Consider the following 20839-nt stretch of genomic DNA (forward strand, 5'->3'; position numbering starts at 1 on the left):
CGCTGTTATGTCAACGACACTCAATGAAAACCTGCTGCTGGCGATTCCGCTCGCTCCGCTGGCCGGCTCGCTGATTGCGGGGCTGTTCGGGAACGCAGTCGGGCGCAAGGGCGCACACCGGATCACGATCCTCGGCGTAATGATCGCGTTCCTCCTGTCGGCGAAAGTCTTCTTCGACGTGATGGGCGGCGCAAGCTTCAACGCGACCGTCTACGAATGGATGAACGTCGGTTCGCTGAAGCTCGAAGTCGGCTTCCTCGTCGATTCGCTGACCGCGATGATGATGGTCGTCGTGACCTTCGTCTCGCTGATGGTGCACGTGTACACGATCGGCTACATGGCGGAAGAGGACGGCTACCAGCGCTTCTTCTCGTACATCTCGCTGTTCACGTTCTCGATGCTGATGCTCGTGATGAGCAACAACTTCCTGCAGCTGTTCTTCGGCTGGGAAGCGGTGGGTCTGGTGTCGTACCTGCTGATCGGCTTCTACTTCACGCGTGAGAGCGCGATCTACGCGAACATGAAGGCGTTCCTCGTGAACCGCGTGGGCGACTTCGGCTTCCTGCTCGGCATCGGCCTGCTGCTCGCATTCGCGGGTTCGATGAACTACGGCGAAGTGTTTGCGAAGCGCGCGGAACTCGCGAGCCTGCACTTCCCGGGCACCGACTGGGGCCTGCTGACCGTGGCCTGTATCTGCCTGTTCATCGGCGCGATGGGTAAGTCGGCACAGTTCCCGCTGCACGTGTGGCTGCCGGACTCGATGGAAGGCCCGACCCCGATCTCCGCGCTGATTCACGCGGCGACGATGGTGACCGCCGGCATCTTCATGGTGTCGCGCATGTCGCCGCTGTTCGAACTGTCGGATACCGCGCTGTCGTTCATCACGGTGATCGGCGCGATCACGGCGCTCTTCATGGGCTTCCTCGGCATCGTCCAGAACGACATCAAGCGCGTGGTCGCGTACTCGACGCTGTCGCAGCTCGGCTACATGACCGTCGCGCTCGGCGTGTCCGCTTACCCGGTTGCCGTGTTCCACCTGATGACGCACGCGTTCTTCAAGGCGCTGCTGTTCCTCGGCGCCGGCTCGGTCATCATGGGCATGCACCACGACCAGGACATGCGCAACATGGGCGGCCTGCGCAAGTACATGCCGATCACGTGGATCACGTCGCTCGTCGGTTCGCTCGCGCTGATCGGCACGCCGTTCTTCTCGGGCTTCTACTCGAAGGACTCGATCATCGACGCAGTGAAGCTGTCGCACCTGCCGGGTTCGGGCTTCGCATACTTCGCGGTGGTCGCGAGCGTGTTCGTCACGGCGCTGTACTCGTTCCGCATGTACTTCCTGGTGTTCCACGGTGAAGAGCGCTTCCGCAAGCCGAAGCATCCGGAATCGCCGATGGGCATGGCGGCTGCACACGGCCACGACGATCACGGCCATGGCCACGGTCATGACGACCACGCGCACGAGCCGCACGAGACCCCGTGGGTCGTGTGGGTGCCGCTGGTCCTGCTGGCGATCCCGTCGGTCATCATCGGTGCGTTCGCGATCAGCCCGATGCTGTTCGGTGACTTCTTCCAGCACGGCGTTGCATTCGACAAGGTGATCTTCATCGGCGAAAACCATCCGGCACTGGCCGAGATGGCCGAAGAGTTCCACGGCTGGGTGGGCATGGGTCTGCACTCGGTGTCGGGCCTGCCGGTCTGGCTCGCACTCGCCGGTGTCGTTGTCGCGTGGTTCCTGTACCTGAAGCGTCCGGAACTGCCGGCGTCGATCCGCCGCGCGTTCGGCCCGATCTACACGCTGCTGGACAACAAGTACTACATGGACAAGATCAACGAAGTGGTGTTCGCCCGCGGTTCGGTGGCGATCGGCCGCGGCCTGTGGAAGGAGGGTGACGTCGTGGTGATCGACGGCCTCGTCAACGGCAGCGCCCGGTTCATTGGCTGGTTCGCCAGCGTGATCCGCTTCCTCCAATCCGGTTACATCTATCACTACGCGTTCGCCATGATCATCGGCATGCTGGGGCTCCTGACCCTGTTTGTAACGCTCGGCGGCAAATAAGGCGGGGGACAACTTAATGCACGCTTTTCCGATTCTCAGTACCGCGATCTGGCTGCCGATCGTTTTCGGCCTCCTCGTGCTCGCGGTGGGTAACGATAAAAATCCGGGGACGGCCCGCTGGATTGCGCTGATCGGTTCGCTGCTCGGCCTGGCGGTCACGATCCCGTTGATCACGGGCTTCGATTCGAGCACGGCTGCGCTGCAGTTCGTCGAGAACTCGACCTGGATCGAACGCTTCGACATCGCGTATCACCTCGGCGTCGACGGCATCTCGATGTGGTTCGTCGTGCTGACCGCGCTGATCACGGTGATCGTCGTGATCGCCGCATGGGAAGTGATCACCGAGAACGTCGCGCAGTACCTCGCGGCGTTCCTGATCCTGTCCGGGATCATGATCGGCGTCTTCTCGGCGGCCGACGGCCTGCTGTTCTACGTGTTCTTCGAAGCGACCCTGATCCCGATGTACATCATCATCGGCGTGTGGGGCGGCCCGAACCGCGTGTATGCAGCATTCAAGTTCTTCCTGTACACGCTGGCCGGCTCGCTGCTGATGCTGGTCGCACTGATCTATCTGTACACGGAAACGCATTCGTTCGACCTCGCGACGTGGCAGAACGCGAAGATCGCGATGACGCCGCAGATACTGTTGTTCATTGCCTTCTTCCTCGCATTCGCAGTGAAGGTGCCGATGTGGCCGGTCCACACCTGGCTGCCGGATGCGCACGTGGAAGCGCCGACGGGCGGCTCGGTCGTGCTGGCTGCGATCATGCTGAAGCTCGGCGCATACGGTTTCCTGCGCTTCTCGCTGCCGATCACGCCTGACGCGAGCCACTTCCTGGCACCCGTCGTGATCACGCTGTCGCTGATCGCGGTGATCTACATCGGCCTCGTCGCGATGGTGCAGTCCGACATGAAGAAGCTGGTCGCGTATTCGTCGATCGCGCACATGGGCTTCGTCACGCTCGGCTTCTTCATCTTCAACCAGCTCGGCGTCGAAGGCGCGATCATCCAGATGATCTCGCACGGCTTCGTGTCGGGCGCGATGTTCCTCTGCATCGGCGTGCTGTACGACCGCGTGCACTCGCGCCAGATCGCCGATTACGGTGGTGTCGTCAACGTGATGCCGAAGTTCGCGGCCTTCGCGATGCTGTTCTCGATGGCCAACTGCGGCCTGCCGGGCACGTCGGGTTTCGTCGGCGAGTTCATGGTGATTCTCGCTGCCGTCCAGTACAACTTCTGGATCGCATTCGGTGCGGCATTCACGCTGATCCTCGGTGCTGCTTACACGCTGTGGATGTACAAGCGCGTGTACTTCGGCGCGGTTGCGAACGATCACGTTGCCAAGCTGAAGGACATCGGCCGTCGCGAATTCGTGATGCTGGCCGTGCTCGCCGCGTTCACGATGCTGATGGGCCTGTATCCGAAGCCTTTCACCGACGTGATGCACGTTTCCGTGGAAAACCTCCTCTCCCATGTCGCGCAGTCGAAGCTGCCGCTGGCCCAGTAATCGCGAGCGGAGGAACTCAAGATCATGAACGCTCCTATGAATGTCCTGTTGCCTGACGCGCTGGTGATGGCCGCCATCGTCGTCGCATGGCTGAACGACACCTTTACCGGTGCTTCCGGCCGCCGTCTGACTTATCTGATCGCGGTCGTATCGTCGGTCGTTGCCGGCGTGTGGTTCGCGGTGCAGGCACTCGACCCGCAGCAGTACTACTTCTTCTCGAAGATGATCGTCGTCGACTCGTTCGCGAGCATGATGAAGGCGGTCGTGTCGTTCGGTTTCGCGGTCTCGCTCGTCTATTCGCGCAAGTACCTCGAAGATCGCGACATGTTCCGCGGCGACGTGTTCCTGCTCGGCATGTTCTCGCTGCTCGGTCAGCTGGTCATGGTGTCGGGCAACAACTTCCTGACGCTGTACCTCGGTCTCGAACTGATGTCGCTGTCGCTGTACGCCGTCATCGCGCTGCGCCGCGACGCTGCACAGTCGAGCGAAGCCGCGATGAAGTACTACGTGCTGGGCGCGCTCGCGTCGGGCTTCGTGCTGTACGGCATCTCGATGCTCTACGGCGCGACCGGCTCGCTCGAGCTGGGCGAGGTGTACAAGGCGGTCGGCGGCAACACCGACGCAGCCGTGCTGATGTTCGGCGTGGTCTTCATCGTCGCCGGTATCGCGTTCAAGCTCGGCGCCGTGCCGTTCCACATGTGGGTGCCGGACGTCTATCAAGGCGCACCGACCGCGATGACGCTGTTCGTCGGCGGCGGCCCGAAGGTTGCCGCGTTCGCGTGGGGTCTGCGTTTCCTGGTGATGGGCCTGCTGCCGCTCGCACAGAACTGGCAAACCGCGCTCGTGATCCTCGCTGCGCTGTCGCTGATCGTCGGTAACATCACCGGTATCGTCCAGCGCAACATCAAGCGGATGCTCGCGTACTCGGCGATCTCGAACATGGGCTTCGTGCTGCTCGGCCTGCTCGCGGGTATCGTGAAGGGCGACGCGGCGGCACCGGCGAATGCATACAGCTCGGCGATGTTCTACGCGATCGTCTACCTGATCACGACGCTCGGCTCGTTCGGCGTGGTGATGCTGCTTGCGCGCCGCGATTTCGAAGCCGAAACGATCGACGACTTCAAGGGCCTCAACAAGCGCAGCCCGGTGTTCGCGTTCGTGATGATGGTCATGATGTTCTCGCTGGCAGGTATCCCGCCGACCGTCGGCTTCTACGCGAAGCTCGCCGTGCTCGAGGCGACCGTCAACGCGGGCCTCACGTGGCTGGCCGTGCTGGCCGTGATCACGTCGCTGTTCGGCGCGTTCTACTACCTGCGCATCGTGAAGCTGATGTACTTCGATGCACCGCAGGATGTGACGCCGATCTCGGGCGATTTCTGCAAGCGCACGATCCTCGTGCTGAACGGCCTCGCGGTCGTCGTGCTCGGCCTGATCCCGAGCCCGCTGCTGACGGCTTGCCTGCAGGCAATTCGTCACACGTTGCCGCTGTAATGTCGGCAGCCGGCTGGTTTATCGTGCTGTTGGCGCTCGTCTGCGCCAACCTGCCGTTCCTGAACCAACGCCTCTTCGCCGTCGTGCCGTTCGGTGCGTCGAAGAAGAGCGGGTGGGTACGGATCGGCGAGCTGATCGTGCTGTACTTCATCGTTGGCGCGCTCGGCTTCTGGCTCGAGTCGCGCGCCGGCAACCGCTTCGAACAGGGCTGGCAGTTCTACGCGATCACGTTCAGTTTGTTCGTCGTGTTCGCGTTTCCCGGCTTCACGTTCCAGTATCTCGTCAAACGACGCTGACGGCTTCGGCCGTCGCGCTCAATTTTGGAGCCGCCGATGGCCGAACTACCCAATCACGACGCCGCACTGACCGAAACCTGCCTCGAAAGCGAGGCGATCTTCGAAGGCGCGTTCCTCAAGCTCAAGCGCGATACCGTCCGTCTGCCGGACGGCAAGCAGGCCACGCGCGAATACGTCCAGCATCCGGGCGCGGTGATGGTGATCCCGCTGTTCGACGACGGCCGCGTGCTGATGGAAAGCCAGTATCGCTACCCGATCGGCAAGGTGATGGCCGAATTCCCGGCCGGCAAGCTGGATCCGAACGAAGGCGCGCTCGCATGCGCGGTGCGCGAACTGCGCGAGGAAACGGGTTACACCGCACGCGAGTACGTATTCCTGGCCCGGATTCACCCGATCATTTCCTATTCGACCGAATTCATCGACCTGTACCTGGCGCGCGGGCTGACGGCCGGCGAGCGCAAGCTCGATGAAGGCGAATTCCTCGAAACCTTCACCGCGACGCAAGCCGATCTGCAGGAATGGGTGCGCACGGGCCAGATCTCCGACGTGAAGACGATCATCGGCACGATGTGGCTCGACAAGGTGCTGTCCGGCACGTGGCCGCTCGGGCCGGTCCTGACGCCCTGAGTGCGGCGTCAGCGGCGGGTGGGGCGCCGCGTTACAATCCGATGACGCGACGCCTCCGCGTCGCGCGTCCAATTTTTAGCACGACCGTTCACAAAACGGCTTTTTGCGCTACACTCGTCACACGCCCTGATTCAGCATGAAGGTCCTCGATTTACAGTGCCCGCACGGTCATCGGTTCGAAGGCTGGTTCGCTTCCGCCGATGAATTCGAAGCGCAGTTGTCCCGCAAGCTGGTCGAATGCCCGGTGTGCGGAACGACCGAGGTCAACCGTCTGCCGTCGGCGCCGCGCCTGAACCTGTCGGGCGCGACGCAGGCGCAGCCGGCCGATCCGCGTGCACTGCAGGCGCAGGTGATGCGTGCGCTGCGCGAGGTGCTGGAGAAAACCGAGAATGTGGGCGAGCGCTTCGCTGAGGAAGCGCGGCGCATCCATTACAACGAGGCGCCGGCACGCAGCATTCGTGGCGTCACGACGCCCGAAGATGCGCAATCCTTGGCCGAAGAAGGCATCGACGTGATGCCGCTGCCGATTCCTGCCGCGCTGAAAGAACCGCTGCAATAACGTATGCAGTGAGTCTTCGTCGGGCCGGATGGCTGCGGACAGGAGACACTGCGCATGGATCTGGATTATTCCCCCTCGGACGACGCGTTCCGCGTCGACGTTCGCGCCTGGCTTGAGGCCAACTTGCCTCACGCACTGCGCGCCAAAGTACTCGATCACAAACGACTCGACCGCGAGGATTTCGCGAGCTGGCACCGGATTCTCGGCCAGCGCGGCTGGTCCGCGCCCGCCTGGCCGGTCGAATATGGCGGCCCGGGCTGGAACGCGACGCAGCGGCACATCTGGGATGAGGAGTGCGCACGGATCGGCGCGCCGACCGTGCTGCCGTTCGGCGTATCGATGGTCGCGCCGGTGTTGATGAAATACGGCAGCGAAGCGCAGAAACGTCATTATCTGCCGCGCATTCTCGATGGCTCGGACTGGTGGTGCCAGGGCTACTCGGAGCCGGGTTCGGGATCCGATCTCGCATCGTTGCGCACGCGCGCCGAGCGCCATGGCGACCACTACATCGTCAATGGCCAGAAGACCTGGACGACGCTCGGCCAGTACGCCGACATGATGTTCTGCCTCGTGCGCACCGATCCGGCCGCGAAGAAACAGGAGGGGATCTCGTTCCTGTTGATCGACATGAAGACACCCGGCATCACGGTGCGCCCGATCGTCATGCTCGACGAGGACCACGAGGTCAACGAGGTGTTCTTCGAGGATGTGAAGGTGCCGGTCGAGAATCTCGTCGGCGACGAGAATCGCGGCTGGACCTACGCGAAATACCTGCTTGGCCATGAGCGCACCGGTATCGCGCGCGTCGGCGCGTCGAAGCGCGAGCTCGCGTTCCTGAAGCGCGTGGCGTCGAACCAGCGCAAGAACGGCAAGCCGTTGCTCGCCGATCCCGTGTTCGCCGCGAAGGTCGCGGCGCTCGAGGTCGAGCTGATGGCGCTTGAAGTGACGGTGCTGCGCGTCGTCAGCCGAGAGACGAGCGGCAAGGGGCCGGGCCCCGAGGCGTCGATGCTGAAGATCAAGGGCACGGAAGTGCAGCAGGCGCTCACCGAGCTGATGGTCGATGCGATCGGCCCGCTCGCCGCACCGTTCGACGTACCGTTCCTCGACGGCCAGCGCGAGCACAGCATTGCGGGCGACGACGATGCGGCACCGCTTGCCGCGTACTACTTCAATTACCGGAAGACGTCGATCTACGGCGGTTCGAACGAGATCCAGAAGAACATCATCGCGCAGATGATTCTGGGGCTGTGATCAGGGAACGGAGACAACCATGGATTTCAGCTTTACCGATGAGCAGCAGCAGTTTGCCGACGCGCTGCGCCGTTATCTCGGCGAGCAGTACGGTTTCGAAGCACGCCAGGCGATCGTGCGCAGTGACGCGGGCGTGTCGGACACGCAATGGAGCGCGTTCGCCGAGCTGGGGCTGGCCGCGCTGCCCGTGCCGGACGCACAGGGCGGTTTCGGCGGTGGCCCGGTCGACATGCTGGTCGTGATGCAGGAGCTCGGCCGCGCGCTCGTGATCGAGCCGTACTGGGCAACGGCGGTGGGCGTCGAGGCCTTGCGCATCGCCGGCTCCGGCGCCGGTGAGGACGCCGCGCTGCTGGAGGCAGTCGCGCAGGGGCAGAAGCGCGTGGCAGTCGCGTTCCACGAACCGCATGCGCGCTACGACCTGTTCGAACTCGATACCCATGCGCGCGAGCAGGGCGGCACGGTCCGGCTGACCGGCACGAAGTCGGTCGTTCAGCATGGCGCACAGGCGGATGCGTGGATCGTGCCCGCGCGCGTCGACGGCGGTGGCATTGGCCTCTTCGTCGTTGAACGGGATGCCGCGAATGCGAAGGTGGTCGACTACCGGACGATCGACGGACAGCGTGCCGCGACGATCGAGCTCAACGAAACGCCGGCGCGACTGCTGACGGGCGGTGCGCGCGATGCGGCGGCCCTCGAGCAGGTTGCCGATTACGCGACGTTCCTGCTGTGTGCGGAAGCGGTCGGTACGCTCGACGAACTGAATCGCGCGACGGTCGAATACACGAAGACGCGCGAGCAGTTCGGCGTGCCGATCGCGCGTTTCCAGGCGCTGCAGCACCGGATGGTCGACATGCTGATCCATGCCGAGCAGGCGCGTTCGCTGACCTACCTGGCAGCCGTGCGCTATGCGAGCGGCGATGCCGATGCGCGGCGCAAGGCCGTGTCGGCCGCGAAAGCGCGCGTCGGCGCCGCCGCGCGCTTCGTGGGCCAGCAGGCCGTTCAACTGCACGGCGGCATGGGCGTGACCAACGAGGTCGCCGCTGCGCACCTGTTCAAGCGGCTGACGATCATCGAGACGACGCTCGGCGACACCGATCATCATCTTGCCCGCATCGCGGCGCTGCCCGATTTCGCGCAGGCCGACGCAGCGTGACGGCGACGCGCGAGCGCGCCAGACAAGGAGACACCCAGTGGGTATCAGTTACGAAGACCTGGTGGTGGGCAGCACCACCGAAGTGGGCCGTTACACGTTCGAACCGGACGACATCAAGACGTTCGCGCAACGCTACGACCCGCAGCCGTTCCACCTCGACGAAGAAGCCGGGAAAGCATCGCATTTCGGCGGGCTCGTTGCGAGCGGCTGGCATACGTGTTCGGTGTTCATGAGCCTGCTCATCAAGAAGCTCGGGTCGGACTCGACGAGCATGGGCTCGCCGGGTATCGATTCGATCCGCTGGCTCAAGCCGGTGCGCGCCGGCGATACGATCACGATGTATCAGAAGGTCCACGACAAGCGCGTGTCGGAGAGCAAGCCCGACCGCGGCATCGTGTCGACGGAGTGGGTCGGCGTGAACGGTGCCGGCGAAACGGTGATCACCGTGCATACCAAGGTGATCTTCGGGCTGCGCCATCCGGGAGGCAAGCAAGCATGACCGACGTGACCTTGCCGCTGATCGCATCGGCACAGGCGCTGCAGGCGCATGTCGGCGCAGAGCCGCTCGCGAGCGGCTGGATGGCGATCGACCAGCGTCGTGTCGATGGCTTTGCCGATGCGACCGGCGATCGTCAATGGATTCACGTCGATCCCGAACGCGCGCGGCGCGAGTCGCCGTTCGGCGGCCCGATCGCGCACGGGTTCCTGACGCTGTCGCTGATTCCGGCGTTGATGGCCGACGCGATGCGTTTCGAGCAGAAGATGGGCGTGAACTACGGACTGAACCGCGTGCGGTTCCTGAAGCCGGTGCCGGTCGGCGCACGTGTGCGCGCGCTGTTTGCGGTAAAGGAAACCGCCGAGGCCGCAAAAGGCGGTGTGCAGGTGACGTGGTCGGTGACGATGCAGGTCGAGCGTCCCGACGCGCCACTGCCGGTTTGCGCGGCGGAATTCATCACGCTGCATTACTTCTGAAGCGAGGAGTGGCATCCACGGATGCCGCTCCGTCCGTCACATGCGTGTCAGTGCTTCGCGTATTGCGTCGCACCGAACAGCACCTCGCGTGCCTTGTCGTCCTGCAGTGCCTTGCGCATCGATGCGAGCACTTCGACGCCGCGCTGAACGGCCGGTCGCGCGGCGATCGCCTCGTGCCAGCGCTTCACGTTCGGCAATTCGTCGAGCACGATGCCCTGGTTCTGCCACGAGCGCGTCCACGGGAACGTCGCAATGTCCGCGATCGTGTACTCGTCGCCCGCGAGATACTCGGATTCGCCGAGCCGTTTGTCCATCACGTTGTACAGCCGCTTCGCTTCGTTCGTGTAGCGGTTGACCGCATACTCGATCTTCTCCGGCGCATACAGGCGGAAGTGGTGCGCCTGCCCGAGCATCGGGCCGACACCGCCCATCTGGAACATCAGCCATTCGAGCGTCGCATAGCGCGCGGCCGGATCGGTCGGCAGGAACTTGCCGGTCTTCTCCGCGAGGTAGATCAGGATCGCGCCCGACTCAAACAGTGAGATCGGCTGGCCGCCGGGGCCGTCCGGATCGACGATCGCGGGGATCTTGTTGTTCGGGCTGATCTTCAGGAAGTCCGGCTTGAACTGGTCGCCCGCGCCGATATCGACTGGATGGGCACGATAGGCGAGGCCCGTTTCCTCGAGCATGATGTGCACCTTGTGGCCGTTCGGGGTCGCCCAGCTATAGACGTCGATCATCGTGAACTCCTTTGTTGCATGCGCGAAAACGGCGCCCGCAGCGCCGCGACAGGCGGTCATTAGAGCATGGATCGATGCGGGCTGCTGGCGACGGAACCGTGCGTGCCGATGCGTATGCGCAGTCGTGCGCGCGCGTCGAGTTGCATGGTGTCGGGGGCGATTGCGTGTCGTTCCGAGTCGTCGAGATTGGGGGCGTCGCCGTGCAGCATCGAGTCGATGCGGTGGCGACGCGTCCATTCGAAAGCGGGCGCGACGGCTCAGCGTTTGTAGCGGGGCTGGCGTTTCTCGAGAAATGCGGTGATGCCTTCGAGCCCGTCCGCATGATGCAGCGATGCGACGAAATGATCGCGCTCGGTGCCGAGATGCGCGTCGAGCGGCTGCATCGTTGCGTCGTCGAGCAGCGACTTGATGCGCGTGAGTGCGTTCGGCGAGATGCCGGCGAGCGCATCGGCCCACGCGAGCGCGTCGGTCAGTGCCGCGCCGGGCACGGCGAGCCGGTTGACGACACCGAGCGTGTGCAGACGTTCGGCTGCGACAGGCTTGCCTTCGAACAGGATCTCGGCCGCGATCGCACGCGGCAGTGCGCGCGCGATGAACCACGAACCGCCTCCGTCGGGCGTCAGGCCGACACGCGCGTACGACATCACGAACTTCGCATCGTGCGCGGCGACGATCAGGTCGCACGCGAGCGCGAGCGAGAAGCCCGCGCCGGCCGCGGCGCCTTCGACCGCCGCGATTACCGGCTTCGTCGAAGCGTGGATCGCCGTTACCCATGCGGCGAGCTGATCGATGCTGTCGGCCTGGTAGGACGGATCCTTCGAACGGTTGTCGAGCAGCCGGTTCAGGTTGCCGCCGGCGCAGAAGAAGCGATCGGCGCCGGTGAGCACGACTGCGCGAATCCCGGGATCGCGTTCGGCGGTGGCGAGCGCTTCGATGCCGGCCGCGTACATGTCGGGATGCAGCGCGTTGCGTGCGCCGGGATTGGATAGCGTGAGGACGAGCGTCGATTCGCTCTCGGGCGGACGCGAGGCCAGCAGTTCAGCACTCATGCGGCGTGTCTCCATCGGATGGCGGGGCTACGGCGGCGGGCGCATGGCACGCGCGGATGCGAACGACGCCGCAGCAGATGTATTGTTGTCGTGACGGACGCAAAACTTGCTTTAGACTAGCACGAACGTGCTTTTCAGCGCGACGAATCCCGATGCGGCCGGCACCGTTGCGGCCGCGTTCCAGCAACGAAGGAGACTCCGATGCTACAGCTGTGCGGTATTCCGTTGTCCAACTATTACAACAAGGTGAAGTTCGTCCTGCTCGAACACGACATTCCGTTCGAGGAGTCGGTGTGCGGTTTGCCGATCAGCGATCCGGCCCAGCTCGCCGATTCGCCGCTCGGCAAGATTCCGTTCCTGAAAACGGAGGAAGGCGCGCTGTTCGAGTCGCAGGTGATCGTCGAGTACCTGGCGGCACGCTATCCCAAGAAGGGCATTTTCCCGGCGAGCCCGTTCGCGGCTGCGAAGGTGCGCGAACTGGTCGAAACGCTCGAACTGTATCTCGAATGGATGGCGCGCGAGGTCTATACGGAAGCGTTTTTCGGCGGCAAGGTCAGCGACGGGATGAAGGCGCATGTCGAGAAGCGCCTGCCACGCGCGATCGATGCGTTCAAGCAGATGACGCAGTTTTCGCCGTATGTGCTCGGCGAGTCGTTCAGCCTGGCGGACATCGCCGCATCGATCCATCTGCCGGTCATCGGAATGGCGACGAAGGCCGTGTTCGGACGTGACTTCCTGCTCGATGCGGGCATCGACTGGAAGGCTCACGCGAAGCAGGTCGGCGAGCGGCCTGCTGCACAGCGCGTGGCGGCCGATCGGAAGGCCTATATCGAAGCGACGAACGGCGCACGTTCGTAAAGCGCGGGGCCGGCGGGGCGGCGCGACGCCGCCCATGCGGGACTTACAGGCGGGCGAGCCGTTCGAGCGCGGACGCGAGCGTGCTTTCCTGCTTCGCGAAGCAGAATCGGACGACGCCCGATTCGTGCGGCTCGTGATAGAACGCCGACACCGGGATGGCGGCCACGCCGATCTCCGACGTGAGCCACTTCGAGAATTCCGCTTCCGGCAGGTCGCTGATCGCCGAATAATCGACGCACTGGAAGTACGTGCCGGTGCAGGGCAGCAGCTTGAAGCGCGTGCGCTCGAGGCCGGCCCGGAAGAAGTCACGCTTCTTCTGATAGAAGTCGGCAAGCGTCAGGTACGGCGCCGGGTCGCGCAGGTAATCGGCGAGCCCGATCTGCATCGGCGTGTTCACCGTGAACACGTTGAACTGATGGACCTTGCGGAATTCCGCGGTCAGCGTGGCAGGCGCTGCGACATAGCCGACCTTCCAGCCCGTCACGTGATAGGTCTTGCCGAAGCTCGACACGATGAAGCTGCGCGCGGCGAGTTCCGGATAGCGCGCGACGCTCTCGTGGCGCGCGCCGTCATAGACCATGTGTTCGTAGACCTCGTCGGACAGGATCAGCACGTTGGTGCCGCGCACGATCTCCTCGAGCTTGCGCATGTCCGCCTCGCGCCACACGGTACCCGTCGGGTTATGCGGCGTGTTGATCAGGATCATGCGCGTTTTCGGCGTGATGGCGGCCGCCAGACGGTCGAACGGAATCGCGTAGTCGGGCGCTTCCAGCGTGACGAACACGGGCTTGCCGCCCGCGAGTTCGATCGACGGCAGGTAGCTGTCGTAGGTCGGTTCTACGACGATCACTTCATCACCCGGATGCACCGTGCACATGATCGCGGTCAGCAGCGCCTGCGTCGCGCCGGCCGTCACGGTGATTTCGGTCGCCGGATCGTAGCGCCGGCCATAGACCTGGGCGATCTTGTCCGCGATCGCATCGCGCAGCGGCGCGACCCCGGCCATCGGCGGATACTGGTTGTGCCCGTTGCGCATCGCGGCGGCAACCGCATCGACGATGCGCGGATCGCAGTCGAAATCCGGAAAGCCCTGGCCGAGGTTCACCGCGCCTTTTTCGGCGGCAAGCGCGCTCATGACCGTGAAGATCGTCGTGCCGACGTTCGGCAGGCGCGAGGGGAAAACGGGAGTCGTTGGCATGTCTGAAGGAGCGTTCATCGATACGGTCGAAAGCGGGTGGTGGTGCGTGCGTCAGGCCGGCGTGGCGTCGAGCGCGCAAGCCTCGGCAAAGGGTGCGGGCTGCGCGATCCGGAAGCCGAAGTCGCGTGCGGTACGCTTCGCGAGCTTCAGCAGCGCGCGGTCTTTCGACACGAGCCACTCGGCCTGGGCGGCGCGGGCGAGTTCAAGAAACTTCTGGTCGTCGCGGTCCTTGCACTTCGGCAATGGCGGCGCGTCGGCGTCGATGGCCGGCGGCTCGACGAGGCTCGCCAGGCGGGCGACGGTCGCGAGCGCGGCTGCCTTGTCGACAGCGCGCGACTGGAACTGCGGATAGTCGAGCACATACTCGAGTTCGGTCAGGCAGCGGCCGTCGATCACGGCGGCCAGCGTGCCGCGTTCGAGCGCGGCCCGGATCGGGCGCGTAGCGGGGTCGTCGAATACGAGGATGTCGATCCAGACGTTCGAGTCGAGCACGACGCGATGTGCGGCATGCGGGGCGAGAGAGCGGGTCATTCGTTACAATCGGTGGTTTTCGTCTGACCGCAAGGCACGGCGTGCCAGCGAGCCTATATGATAATCGTTCTCTCTCCAGCCAAATCCCTCGACTACGATACGCCCGCGCACGTCCAGTCTTACACGAAGCCTGCATTCGTCGACGACGCGTCGGAACTGATCGACGGCCTGCGCAAGCTTTCGCCGCAGGACATCGCGACGCTGATGGATATCTCCGATCCGCTCGCACGCCTGAATTTCCAGCGCTACGCGGACTGGTCGCCGACTTTTACGCCGGCCAACGCGAAGCAGGCCGTGCTCGCGTTCAACGGCGATGTATATGAAGGATTCGACGCCAAATCGCTGTCGTCCGCCGATCTCGACTATGCGCAGCAGCACGTGCGCGTGCTGTCGGGCCTGTACGGGCTGTTGCGTCCGCTCGATCTGCTGCAGCCGTACCGGCTCGAGATGGGTACGCGCTTCGTGAACGCGCGCGGCAAGGATCTGTATGCGTTCTGGGGCGATCGCATCACGCGGGCGCTGAACGAACAGCTCGAAACGCGCAGCGGCGCGGCGCGCGTGCTGGTCAACTGCGCGTCGACCGAATACTTCAAGTCGGTCAAGCCGAAACTGCTGGCCGCACCCGTCATCACGCCGGTGTTCGAGGACTGGAAGGGCGGCCGCTACAAGATCATCAGCTTCCATGCGAAGCGGGCGCGCGGCCTGATGGCGCGTTTTATCGTCGAGAACCGTATTACCGACCCGAAGGCGCTGAAGGATTTCGCGACGGAAGGCTATGCGTTCGATGCGGCTGCGTCGAACGATTCGACTTACGTATATCGCCGGCGAGTCGGCGAGTGACCCTGTCGGCCGTTCACGAGACGGCCGGCGCATGCATGAGGCCGGGCAGGCGTTACACCGCCTGTTCCGGTCGCCCAAGGAGAGACAGATGGCCCTTTCGATCACCAGCAATTTCGACGCAGGCGCAATCGACGTCGTGTCGTGCGACAGTCCCGATGCGATTCGGCTGCGCGTGCGTGGCGACAACCAGTCGGAATTCGCGCAATGGTTTTACTACCGCTTGACGGGCGCACGCGGCGAGCGCTGCGTGATGACGTTCGAGAATGCTGCCGAATGTGCGTATCCGTCGGGCTGGCGCAATTACAGCGCGGTGGCGAGCTATGACCGGGTCGACTGGTTCCGCGTGCCGACGACGTTCGACGGCAAGACGATGACGATCGACCATACGCCGGAATTTGACAGCATCTACTACGCGTATTTCGAACCGTACTCGGAAGAGCGTCACGCGGCATTTCTCGGTGCGGTTCAACAGTTGCCGCAGGCGAGCGTCGTCGAACTCGGCCGCACGGTCGAAGGCCGTCCGTTGTCGCTGCTGACGCTCGGTACGCCGGAAACCGACGGCACGCCGAAGAAGAAGGTGTGGATCATCGCGCGCCAGCATCCCGGCGAGTCGATGGCCGAGTGGTTCGTCGAAGGCCTCGTCAAGCGGCTGGCCGGTTGGGGCGACTGGGCCGGTGATCCGGTCGCGCGCAAGCTGTACGATCGCGTGACGTTCCACATCGTCCCGAACATGAATCCGGACGGCAGCGTGCATGGCAACCTGCGCACCAATGCGGCAGGCGCGAACCTGAACCGCGAGTGGATGGCGCCCGATGCCGAGCGCAGCCCCGAGGTGCTGGCGGTGCGCGATGCGATCCATGCGATCGGCTGCGACATGTTCTTCGACATTCACGGCGACGAGGATCTGCCGTATGTGTTCGTTGCCGGGTCGGAGATGTTGCCGAGCTTTACCGAGCAGCAGGGCAAGGAGCAGACCGCATTCATCGACGCGTTCAAGGTCGCGAGCCCCGACTTCCAGACTGAGCACGGCTATGCGGCGAGCAAATACAAGGAGGACGCGCTCAAGCTCGCGTCGAAGTACATCGGCCACCAGTTCGGCTGCCTGTCGCTGACGCTCGAGATGCCGTTCAAGGACAACGCGAACCTGCCCGACGAGCGAGTCGGCTGGAACGGCGAGCGCAGTGCGGCGCTTGGCGCAGCGATGCTGGCGGCGATCCTGGTGCACGTCGACACGTTCGCGTAAGCGTCGCGTCGCCGTATGAAAAAAGCCGGGGCATCTTGAGATGCCCCGGCTTTTTTGCGTCAGTCGATGTCGCGACGCCGTATCAGGACTTCTTCGCGGCTTTCTTCTTCACGACCTTCTTCTGACCGCTCGACTTTTTCGTTGCGACGGCCTTCTTGCTGCCGGTGCGGCTCGATGCCTTGACCTTGCCGCGGTGCGACTTGCCCTTGAATTTCTTCGCCGAGGATGAGGAGCGCTCGACGCGCGGCTTCAGCGGCGGAACCGGGTCGTTCCAGCTGAACGCGAGCATTTGCTGACCGACGTAGCCGCATCGGAATTTCAGTGGCGTCGGGTCACTGCCGTCGCTGTGGATGCCGAGTCCGTCGACCGTGACGATATTGTCGACCTTCACGCGCTGCTTGCCTTGATCGAACGAGTCGTTCCAGGGCGTGATCGTCGCGTTGCCGCTGTCGAATGCGTTCGGCGCGAAGTCGACGCGGTCGAACGCCGACGACGTACTGGCGATGAAGCTGCCGTGCGCCGCACAATCGGCGGCGAGCGGATCGGCATGCATTTCGTTGACGAATTTGTTGATCAGTTCGGAGCGCTGGTCGAGCAGGTCGGCGAAGGCCGGTGTCGGAAGCGCAAGCGACAGGCCCGCAATACAGGCTGCCAGCTTGCCGAGCGCCCGGAAAATCCGGAGCGACGCAGGAGAGCTGTCCATCTGGTTATTGGTGAGGAGCGAATGAGACATCGGGCACGTATAGATGTCCGATGAAGAACCGGAGTTCAATCTTAGCGTAAAAAAGTTGTGCGGCAGTAGATGTCGCATTCTGCCGCGCTGCACGAGGTACCGCCGGTACGTGATGACGGTGCCGCTGCCAGTGGGTCAGGTCATTCAGGCGCGCGGGCCGCCGAGGCGATAGCGCCGGACGTCGAAGGTCGTGACCCATGCGGGGCGATAGACGGCGATGAGTGCCGTCGCCATGCCGGTGAACCACGCTTCGCCGAGTGCGAGCAGCGCAGTGTTCAGCAGATAGCCGGCCGGAATCACGACGGGCACGCCATCCGCGAGTGCGAGCTGGACCCCGGCCGCGGCAGCGGCGACCGCGATGATCGCGATGGCCGGCGACAGGAATCCCTGGCCCGTGATGAACGACGCGAGATTGTGTGGCAACCATGCGAGCGCGGCGCGCTGCAGCAACGCCGACACGGCGACCGGCAGCGCGCCGTAGATCAGATAGGTCAGGCCAATACCCTGCCAAGGCGCGTCGAAGATGATCGCGGCAACCGCCGTGATGGCGCCCATCGCGATCAGTGCGAGTGTCCAGTCGAACAGTGTGACGAGCAGCGTCGCGCCAAGCAGATGCATGACGATGCCATCTTCGAGCCAGGCATTCGAGGCCCAGAGGACTGCAATGGCGGTCACGAGCGCGAGCCACACGTGCTGGAGCGTGGCGTCCTGCAGGCGCACGAAGGGACGATTCCAGATCGCGAGCGCGAGCAGGGCCACGGCGGCGATCCAGCCACCGATGCCAACCCAGAGCGGAAGCGGTGTGAAAAGAAAACCCATGCGTCCATATTACTCGTTGAGCATCAAAGGTGGGAATCCGCACATACCGACCGTCGCAATATCGAGACTGTTTGCCTAGCGTTCGCGCCGGAACCGCGCTGGCGGCTCGGCGGCGATCGGCAGGTCTTGTGCGCCATCGATCGAGGCTGGCAACGGGTATGGCCGGTCATGCCGTTGCGGGCGCAGCGGAACCGGGCCGTGTTCGCCGGTGGGCGGCTTGCGCGGGCGACTGCGGTTCGCCAGCAGCACCTCGAGATGGGGCGACAGCCAGCCGTTGTAGATCGCGACCGCGGCGGCGCGATTGGCGGCACCAAGCTGCTGGAAGATGCTGGCGAGGTGGATCTTGACGGTACCTTCGCTGATGCCGAGCGTGCGGGCGATCATCTTGTTCGTGCTGCCCATGTGGACGAAGCGCATGATCTGCGCTTGCCGCGGCGACAAGAGACCGCTCGGCGGGCGGCGGGGAAGCGATCCGGCGAGCGTCTGGAAATGGGCATCGTAGCGCGCCGCGGCGGTGGAAGGCAGCAGACGGAGCGCGATCGGCGGGATGTAGTGCCCTCCCAGCAGCACGATCTCGAGTGCACGCACGATCAGGTGCGGTCGCGTGGAGTGCGGGATCACGCCGGCAACACCATAGTTGAAGAAGCGCTGGATGGCTTCCGGCGATGTCTCGTCGACCAGGACGGCGACGGGTGTCGGCGAGCACGCGCTGCAGAGCGCCTGAAGCTCGCTGAGCCGGCCGACATCGAGCCAGTCGATCACGAGGAGGTCGAAACGCTGGTTGCGCAGCAGCCTGCGCGCCTGAAAACTGTCGGGCGCATCGTTGATGCTGGCGTGACGGTCGATCTGTCGCAACAGGGCCTTCAGTCCGTCACGCCGTTCGGCGTCTGAATTGAGCATCAGGAACCGCATATTCAACCTCCATAATGTGAGCCATTGATCTGCCGTCTGGCATGCCTTGGGTCTGATGATGACAAAGACCTTACACGATGTCTGCTTGGCTGAAAGGCTTAGGAAAAGTATGAAATTTTGGGCGGCGGGAGGGCGGACAAGTAAAAAGCCGCTCCGGCGGGAACCGTGAGCGGCTTCAGGCGGGCAGGCCGTCAGGGCCTGCTGTGCTGCGGGTCAGTGGAAGTGCGGCTGGGCGGGTGATGCGTCTTCCGGCATTTCCGCGTGGACGATTTCGCCGAGCGGATCGGCGTAGAGCGGCACGCCGCAGTCGTCGCAGTATTCGGGCTCGAAGCGGCCCGCGTGCCGCCGGACGTCGGTTACACCGCATTCCTTCAGCAGGCTCACGATTTCTTCGAGCGGCCCTTCGATCGGTGCTTCGCCTTCGAGCGTCGCGCTGTCGATCGACACGTCGCCGTTTTCACGGCCGTAGAGCGGCCATACGACGCCGTAGATTACGTCGTTGCTGGCGCGTCGCGTGAAGCCGACGCGATACTCGTCGATACGGCGTTCGCCGAAGCCGGCGACCACCGCGCGCAGCTCTTGCGGTGCCGCACCAAGTGTGTCGAAAAGATAACGAATGGCGGTTCTGACCGTGTGCGGACGCACGCGTTCGTCCGCATCCCGGCAGGCCGAATAGTACGCGTCCGGAAGCAGGCACTCGAACTCGCAGCCGGGCAGGGCGATCGACAGGTTCGGGCCGCCCTGGGCGGTCCATTGCTCGAGGCACTGGCCACGTTCGATCCGGCTGCCGCCTTCTTCTTCCTGCCAGCGGAACAGCGGTGCGCCGGCGGGCGCAGCGACGACGGCGAGCAGGAAGCGCGGGTCGGCCAGGATCGGCGAGGTTTCCGGCAGGTCGCCGAAGCTGAGCTTGGGCGTGTGCTGGCTGATCGCCGCATGCGCGAGCTGCTGGGCCAGCCGGTACGTTTCGACGTGGTGCCGCGGCAACTGGTCGATGCTGTAGAGGAACGGAGCAAGCCCGACGAGGGTACCGTTCGCCAGGACGTGAGCCTGCAGGTGCGTTCGCAGCGCGTCGGCAACGTCCCCCTTGAGCGGGCCCGACGGAATCATGTAGCGCGTCCATGCGAGAACCGGGACGGCGACCAGCAGCGCGTCGAACGGTTGGCCGTCGTGCTCGATCACCATCGACTCGCTGTGCGTCTCGGCCATGTCGGCGAGCGCGCCATAGGCGTCGGGATGATTCTGCTGAAGATGGTCGAGTGCTGCGTCGAGCGTGGTCTGGTTGCCGTTGCGGACAATCTTGGCGAGCAGCGCGTCGAGCTTCGCTTCCCAGAAGCGATCCTCGATGCGGCTGCCCGAGGCGAAGAGCGCAAGCGACAGACCGACCAGTTTGTCGGCATCGGGGGGGAGGCGTTTGGCGATTCGCTGGCGCATATTAAAGACGTATATAGAAAGAGGCGAAGAACCTCACATTCTAGTCCGTTCTTTGCACCGTAAGCGGTCTCGTGCCGACGCATGGCCGGTCGGCCGAATTGCAGCTTTTGTAAAAAAGTTGCTTCAAACCCCTTGCGCGAATGCCGGGAGCTCCCTACAATCACGCCTCTTTCGCGCTAACGGAAACGCGGCGCGGGAGAGGGAAGCAAGGTTGGCGGTGTGCTGGAGTCTGGAGCGCGCCACTGGCCTGGAAGTTGAGCCCCGCAGTCGCAACGATGTAGTAAAAAAAGTTGTTGACGAAATGCGAAACACGGTTCATAATCTCGCTTCTCTGCTGCTGAAAACGCAGCGCTGCTGAGAAACACGAAGTTCCTCGCAGAAACGCTCTTTAAAAATTAACAGCCGATAAGTGTGGGCGCTTGATGGAAGCGAGCTGATCCTCGGATCAGATAGCGAAAGTATCAAGAGTCTCACACTAAAGTAAGTCAGGTTTATGAAGCAATTCATATTCCTGTCAGCTTTGAGTGAGCGACCGGTTCTTAACTGAACCGAAAACAGTAACAGGTT

Annotated in this window: 21 protein-coding genes; 13 read left to right on the forward strand and 8 right to left on the reverse strand. The window is 63.7% G+C overall.

The window, feature by feature from the left end; genetic code table 11:
• Positions 1–7 precede the first annotated feature (7 nt).
• From nuoL to G3N61_RS19960, 10 genes are all read left to right on the forward strand, one after another.
• Positions 8–2062, forward strand: coding sequence for an NADH-quinone oxidoreductase subunit L (nuoL, locus tag G3N61_RS19915; RefSeq protein WP_043188827.1), 2055 nt, complete (start codon positions 8–10; stop codon positions 2060–2062).
• 16 nt (positions 2063–2078) lie between these two features.
• On the forward strand, positions 2079–3569 hold the full coding sequence (locus G3N61_RS19920) for an NADH-quinone oxidoreductase subunit M (RefSeq protein WP_043188824.1): 1491 nt from the start codon (positions 2079–2081) through the stop codon (positions 3567–3569).
• A 36-nt stretch (positions 3570–3605) separates the two neighbouring features.
• Positions 3606–5060, forward strand: a complete 1455-nt coding sequence (nuoN, locus tag G3N61_RS19925) for an NADH-quinone oxidoreductase subunit NuoN (protein ID WP_179258716.1) — start codon at positions 3606–3608, stop codon at positions 5058–5060.
• Positions 5060–5356: a DUF2818 family protein gene (locus G3N61_RS19930; protein WP_205823389.1), complete on the forward strand. Its 297-nt coding sequence runs from the start codon at positions 5060–5062 to the stop codon at positions 5354–5356. The genes nuoN and G3N61_RS19930 overlap by 1 nt, the downstream gene beginning before the upstream one ends.
• 36 nt (positions 5357–5392) lie before the next feature.
• Positions 5393–5983: an NUDIX hydrolase gene (locus G3N61_RS19935; RefSeq protein ID WP_089450952.1), complete on the forward strand. Its 591-nt coding sequence runs from the start codon at positions 5393–5395 to the stop codon at positions 5981–5983.
• A gap of 136 nt (positions 5984–6119) precedes the next feature.
• Complete coding sequence (locus G3N61_RS19940; protein WP_043188814.1) at positions 6120–6542, forward strand: DUF1178 family protein; 423 nt, start codon at positions 6120–6122, stop codon at positions 6540–6542.
• Between the two features lie 54 nt (positions 6543–6596).
• Positions 6597–7793 (forward strand): acyl-CoA dehydrogenase family protein, encoded by a 1197-nt coding sequence (locus G3N61_RS19945; RefSeq protein ID WP_043188810.1) that lies wholly within the window; start codon positions 6597–6599, stop codon positions 7791–7793.
• Between the two features lie 19 nt (positions 7794–7812).
• Positions 7813–8946 (forward strand): acyl-CoA dehydrogenase, encoded by a 1134-nt coding sequence (locus tag G3N61_RS19950; protein WP_205823390.1) that lies wholly within the window; start codon positions 7813–7815, stop codon positions 8944–8946.
• A gap of 37 nt (positions 8947–8983) precedes the next feature.
• Positions 8984–9445, forward strand: coding sequence for a MaoC family dehydratase (locus tag G3N61_RS19955; protein WP_043188805.1), 462 nt, complete (start codon positions 8984–8986; stop codon positions 9443–9445).
• The gene (locus G3N61_RS19960) at positions 9442–9918 is read left to right on the forward strand and encodes a MaoC family dehydratase (RefSeq protein WP_205823391.1); all 477 of its coding nucleotides are present in this window, start codon (positions 9442–9444) and stop codon (positions 9916–9918) included. The genes G3N61_RS19955 and G3N61_RS19960 overlap by 4 nt, the downstream gene beginning before the upstream one ends.
• A gap of 47 nt (positions 9919–9965) precedes the next feature.
• Here the strand turns inward: G3N61_RS19960 and G3N61_RS19965 are convergent, their stop codons facing one another.
• Both G3N61_RS19965 and G3N61_RS19970 read right to left on the reverse strand, forming a co-directional pair.
• Positions 9966–10658, reverse strand: a complete 693-nt coding sequence (locus G3N61_RS19965) for a glutathione binding-like protein (protein ID WP_043188800.1) — start codon at positions 10656–10658, stop codon at positions 9966–9968.
• 257 nt (positions 10659–10915) lie between these two features.
• Positions 10916–11707, reverse strand: a complete 792-nt coding sequence (locus tag G3N61_RS19970; RefSeq protein ID WP_043188799.1) for an enoyl-CoA hydratase — start codon at positions 11705–11707, stop codon at positions 10916–10918.
• Between the two features lie 201 nt (positions 11708–11908).
• Here G3N61_RS19970 and G3N61_RS19975 point away from each other — a divergent pair, with 201 nt between their 5' ends.
• The gene (locus G3N61_RS19975) at positions 11909–12565 is read left to right on the forward strand and encodes a glutathione S-transferase (protein WP_205823392.1); all 657 of its coding nucleotides are present in this window, start codon (positions 11909–11911) and stop codon (positions 12563–12565) included.
• A 43-nt stretch (positions 12566–12608) separates the two neighbouring features.
• Here the strand turns inward: G3N61_RS19975 and G3N61_RS19980 are convergent, their stop codons facing one another.
• Entirely contained in the window at positions 12609–13781 is a 1173-nt protein-coding gene (locus tag G3N61_RS19980) for a pyridoxal phosphate-dependent aminotransferase (RefSeq protein ID WP_205823393.1), read from the reverse strand.
• A gap of 33 nt (positions 13782–13814) precedes the next feature.
• Positions 13815–14294 (reverse strand): putative toxin-antitoxin system toxin component, PIN family, encoded by a 480-nt coding sequence (locus G3N61_RS19985; protein WP_089450945.1) that lies wholly within the window; start codon positions 14292–14294, stop codon positions 13815–13817.
• Between the two features lie 57 nt (positions 14295–14351).
• Here G3N61_RS19985 and yaaA point away from each other — a divergent pair, with 57 nt between their 5' ends.
• Both yaaA and G3N61_RS19995 read left to right on the forward strand, forming a co-directional pair.
• Positions 14352–15134: a peroxide stress protein YaaA gene (gene yaaA, locus G3N61_RS19990; RefSeq protein WP_205823394.1), complete on the forward strand. Its 783-nt coding sequence runs from the start codon at positions 14352–14354 to the stop codon at positions 15132–15134.
• An 88-nt stretch (positions 15135–15222) separates the two neighbouring features.
• On the forward strand, positions 15223–16377 hold the full coding sequence (locus G3N61_RS19995) for a M14-type cytosolic carboxypeptidase (RefSeq protein ID WP_205823395.1): 1155 nt from the start codon (positions 15223–15225) through the stop codon (positions 16375–16377).
• 82 nt (positions 16378–16459) lie between these two features.
• On the opposite strand, the gene G3N61_RS20000 is transcribed toward G3N61_RS19995, so the two are convergent.
• The 4 genes from G3N61_RS20000 to G3N61_RS20015 form a co-directional block, all read right to left on the reverse strand.
• Positions 16460–17110 carry a hypothetical protein gene (locus G3N61_RS20000; protein WP_205823396.1) on the reverse strand — a complete coding sequence of 217 codons (651 nt, stop codon included), beginning with the start codon at positions 17108–17110 and terminating at the stop codon, positions 16460–16462.
• A gap of 144 nt (positions 17111–17254) precedes the next feature.
• Entirely contained in the window at positions 17255–17929 is a 675-nt protein-coding gene (locus tag G3N61_RS20005; protein ID WP_043188781.1) for an energy-coupling factor ABC transporter permease, read from the reverse strand.
• Between the two features lie 75 nt (positions 17930–18004).
• A complete protein-coding gene (locus tag G3N61_RS20010; RefSeq protein WP_043188780.1) occupies positions 18005–18841 on the reverse strand; it encodes a response regulator transcription factor in 837 nt (278 codons plus the stop codon).
• Between the two features lie 213 nt (positions 18842–19054).
• Positions 19055–20272 carry a DUF2863 family protein gene (locus G3N61_RS20015; RefSeq protein ID WP_043188777.1) on the reverse strand — a complete coding sequence of 406 codons (1218 nt, stop codon included), beginning with the start codon at positions 20270–20272 and terminating at the stop codon, positions 19055–19057.
• Between the last annotated feature and the right edge of the window lie 567 nt (positions 20273–20839).

The organism is Burkholderia sp. Ac-20349 (genome assembly GCF_017104865.1).
In the GTDB taxonomy this organism is placed as follows: Bacteria; Pseudomonadota; Gammaproteobacteria; order Burkholderiales; family Burkholderiaceae; genus Burkholderia; species Burkholderia aenigmatica.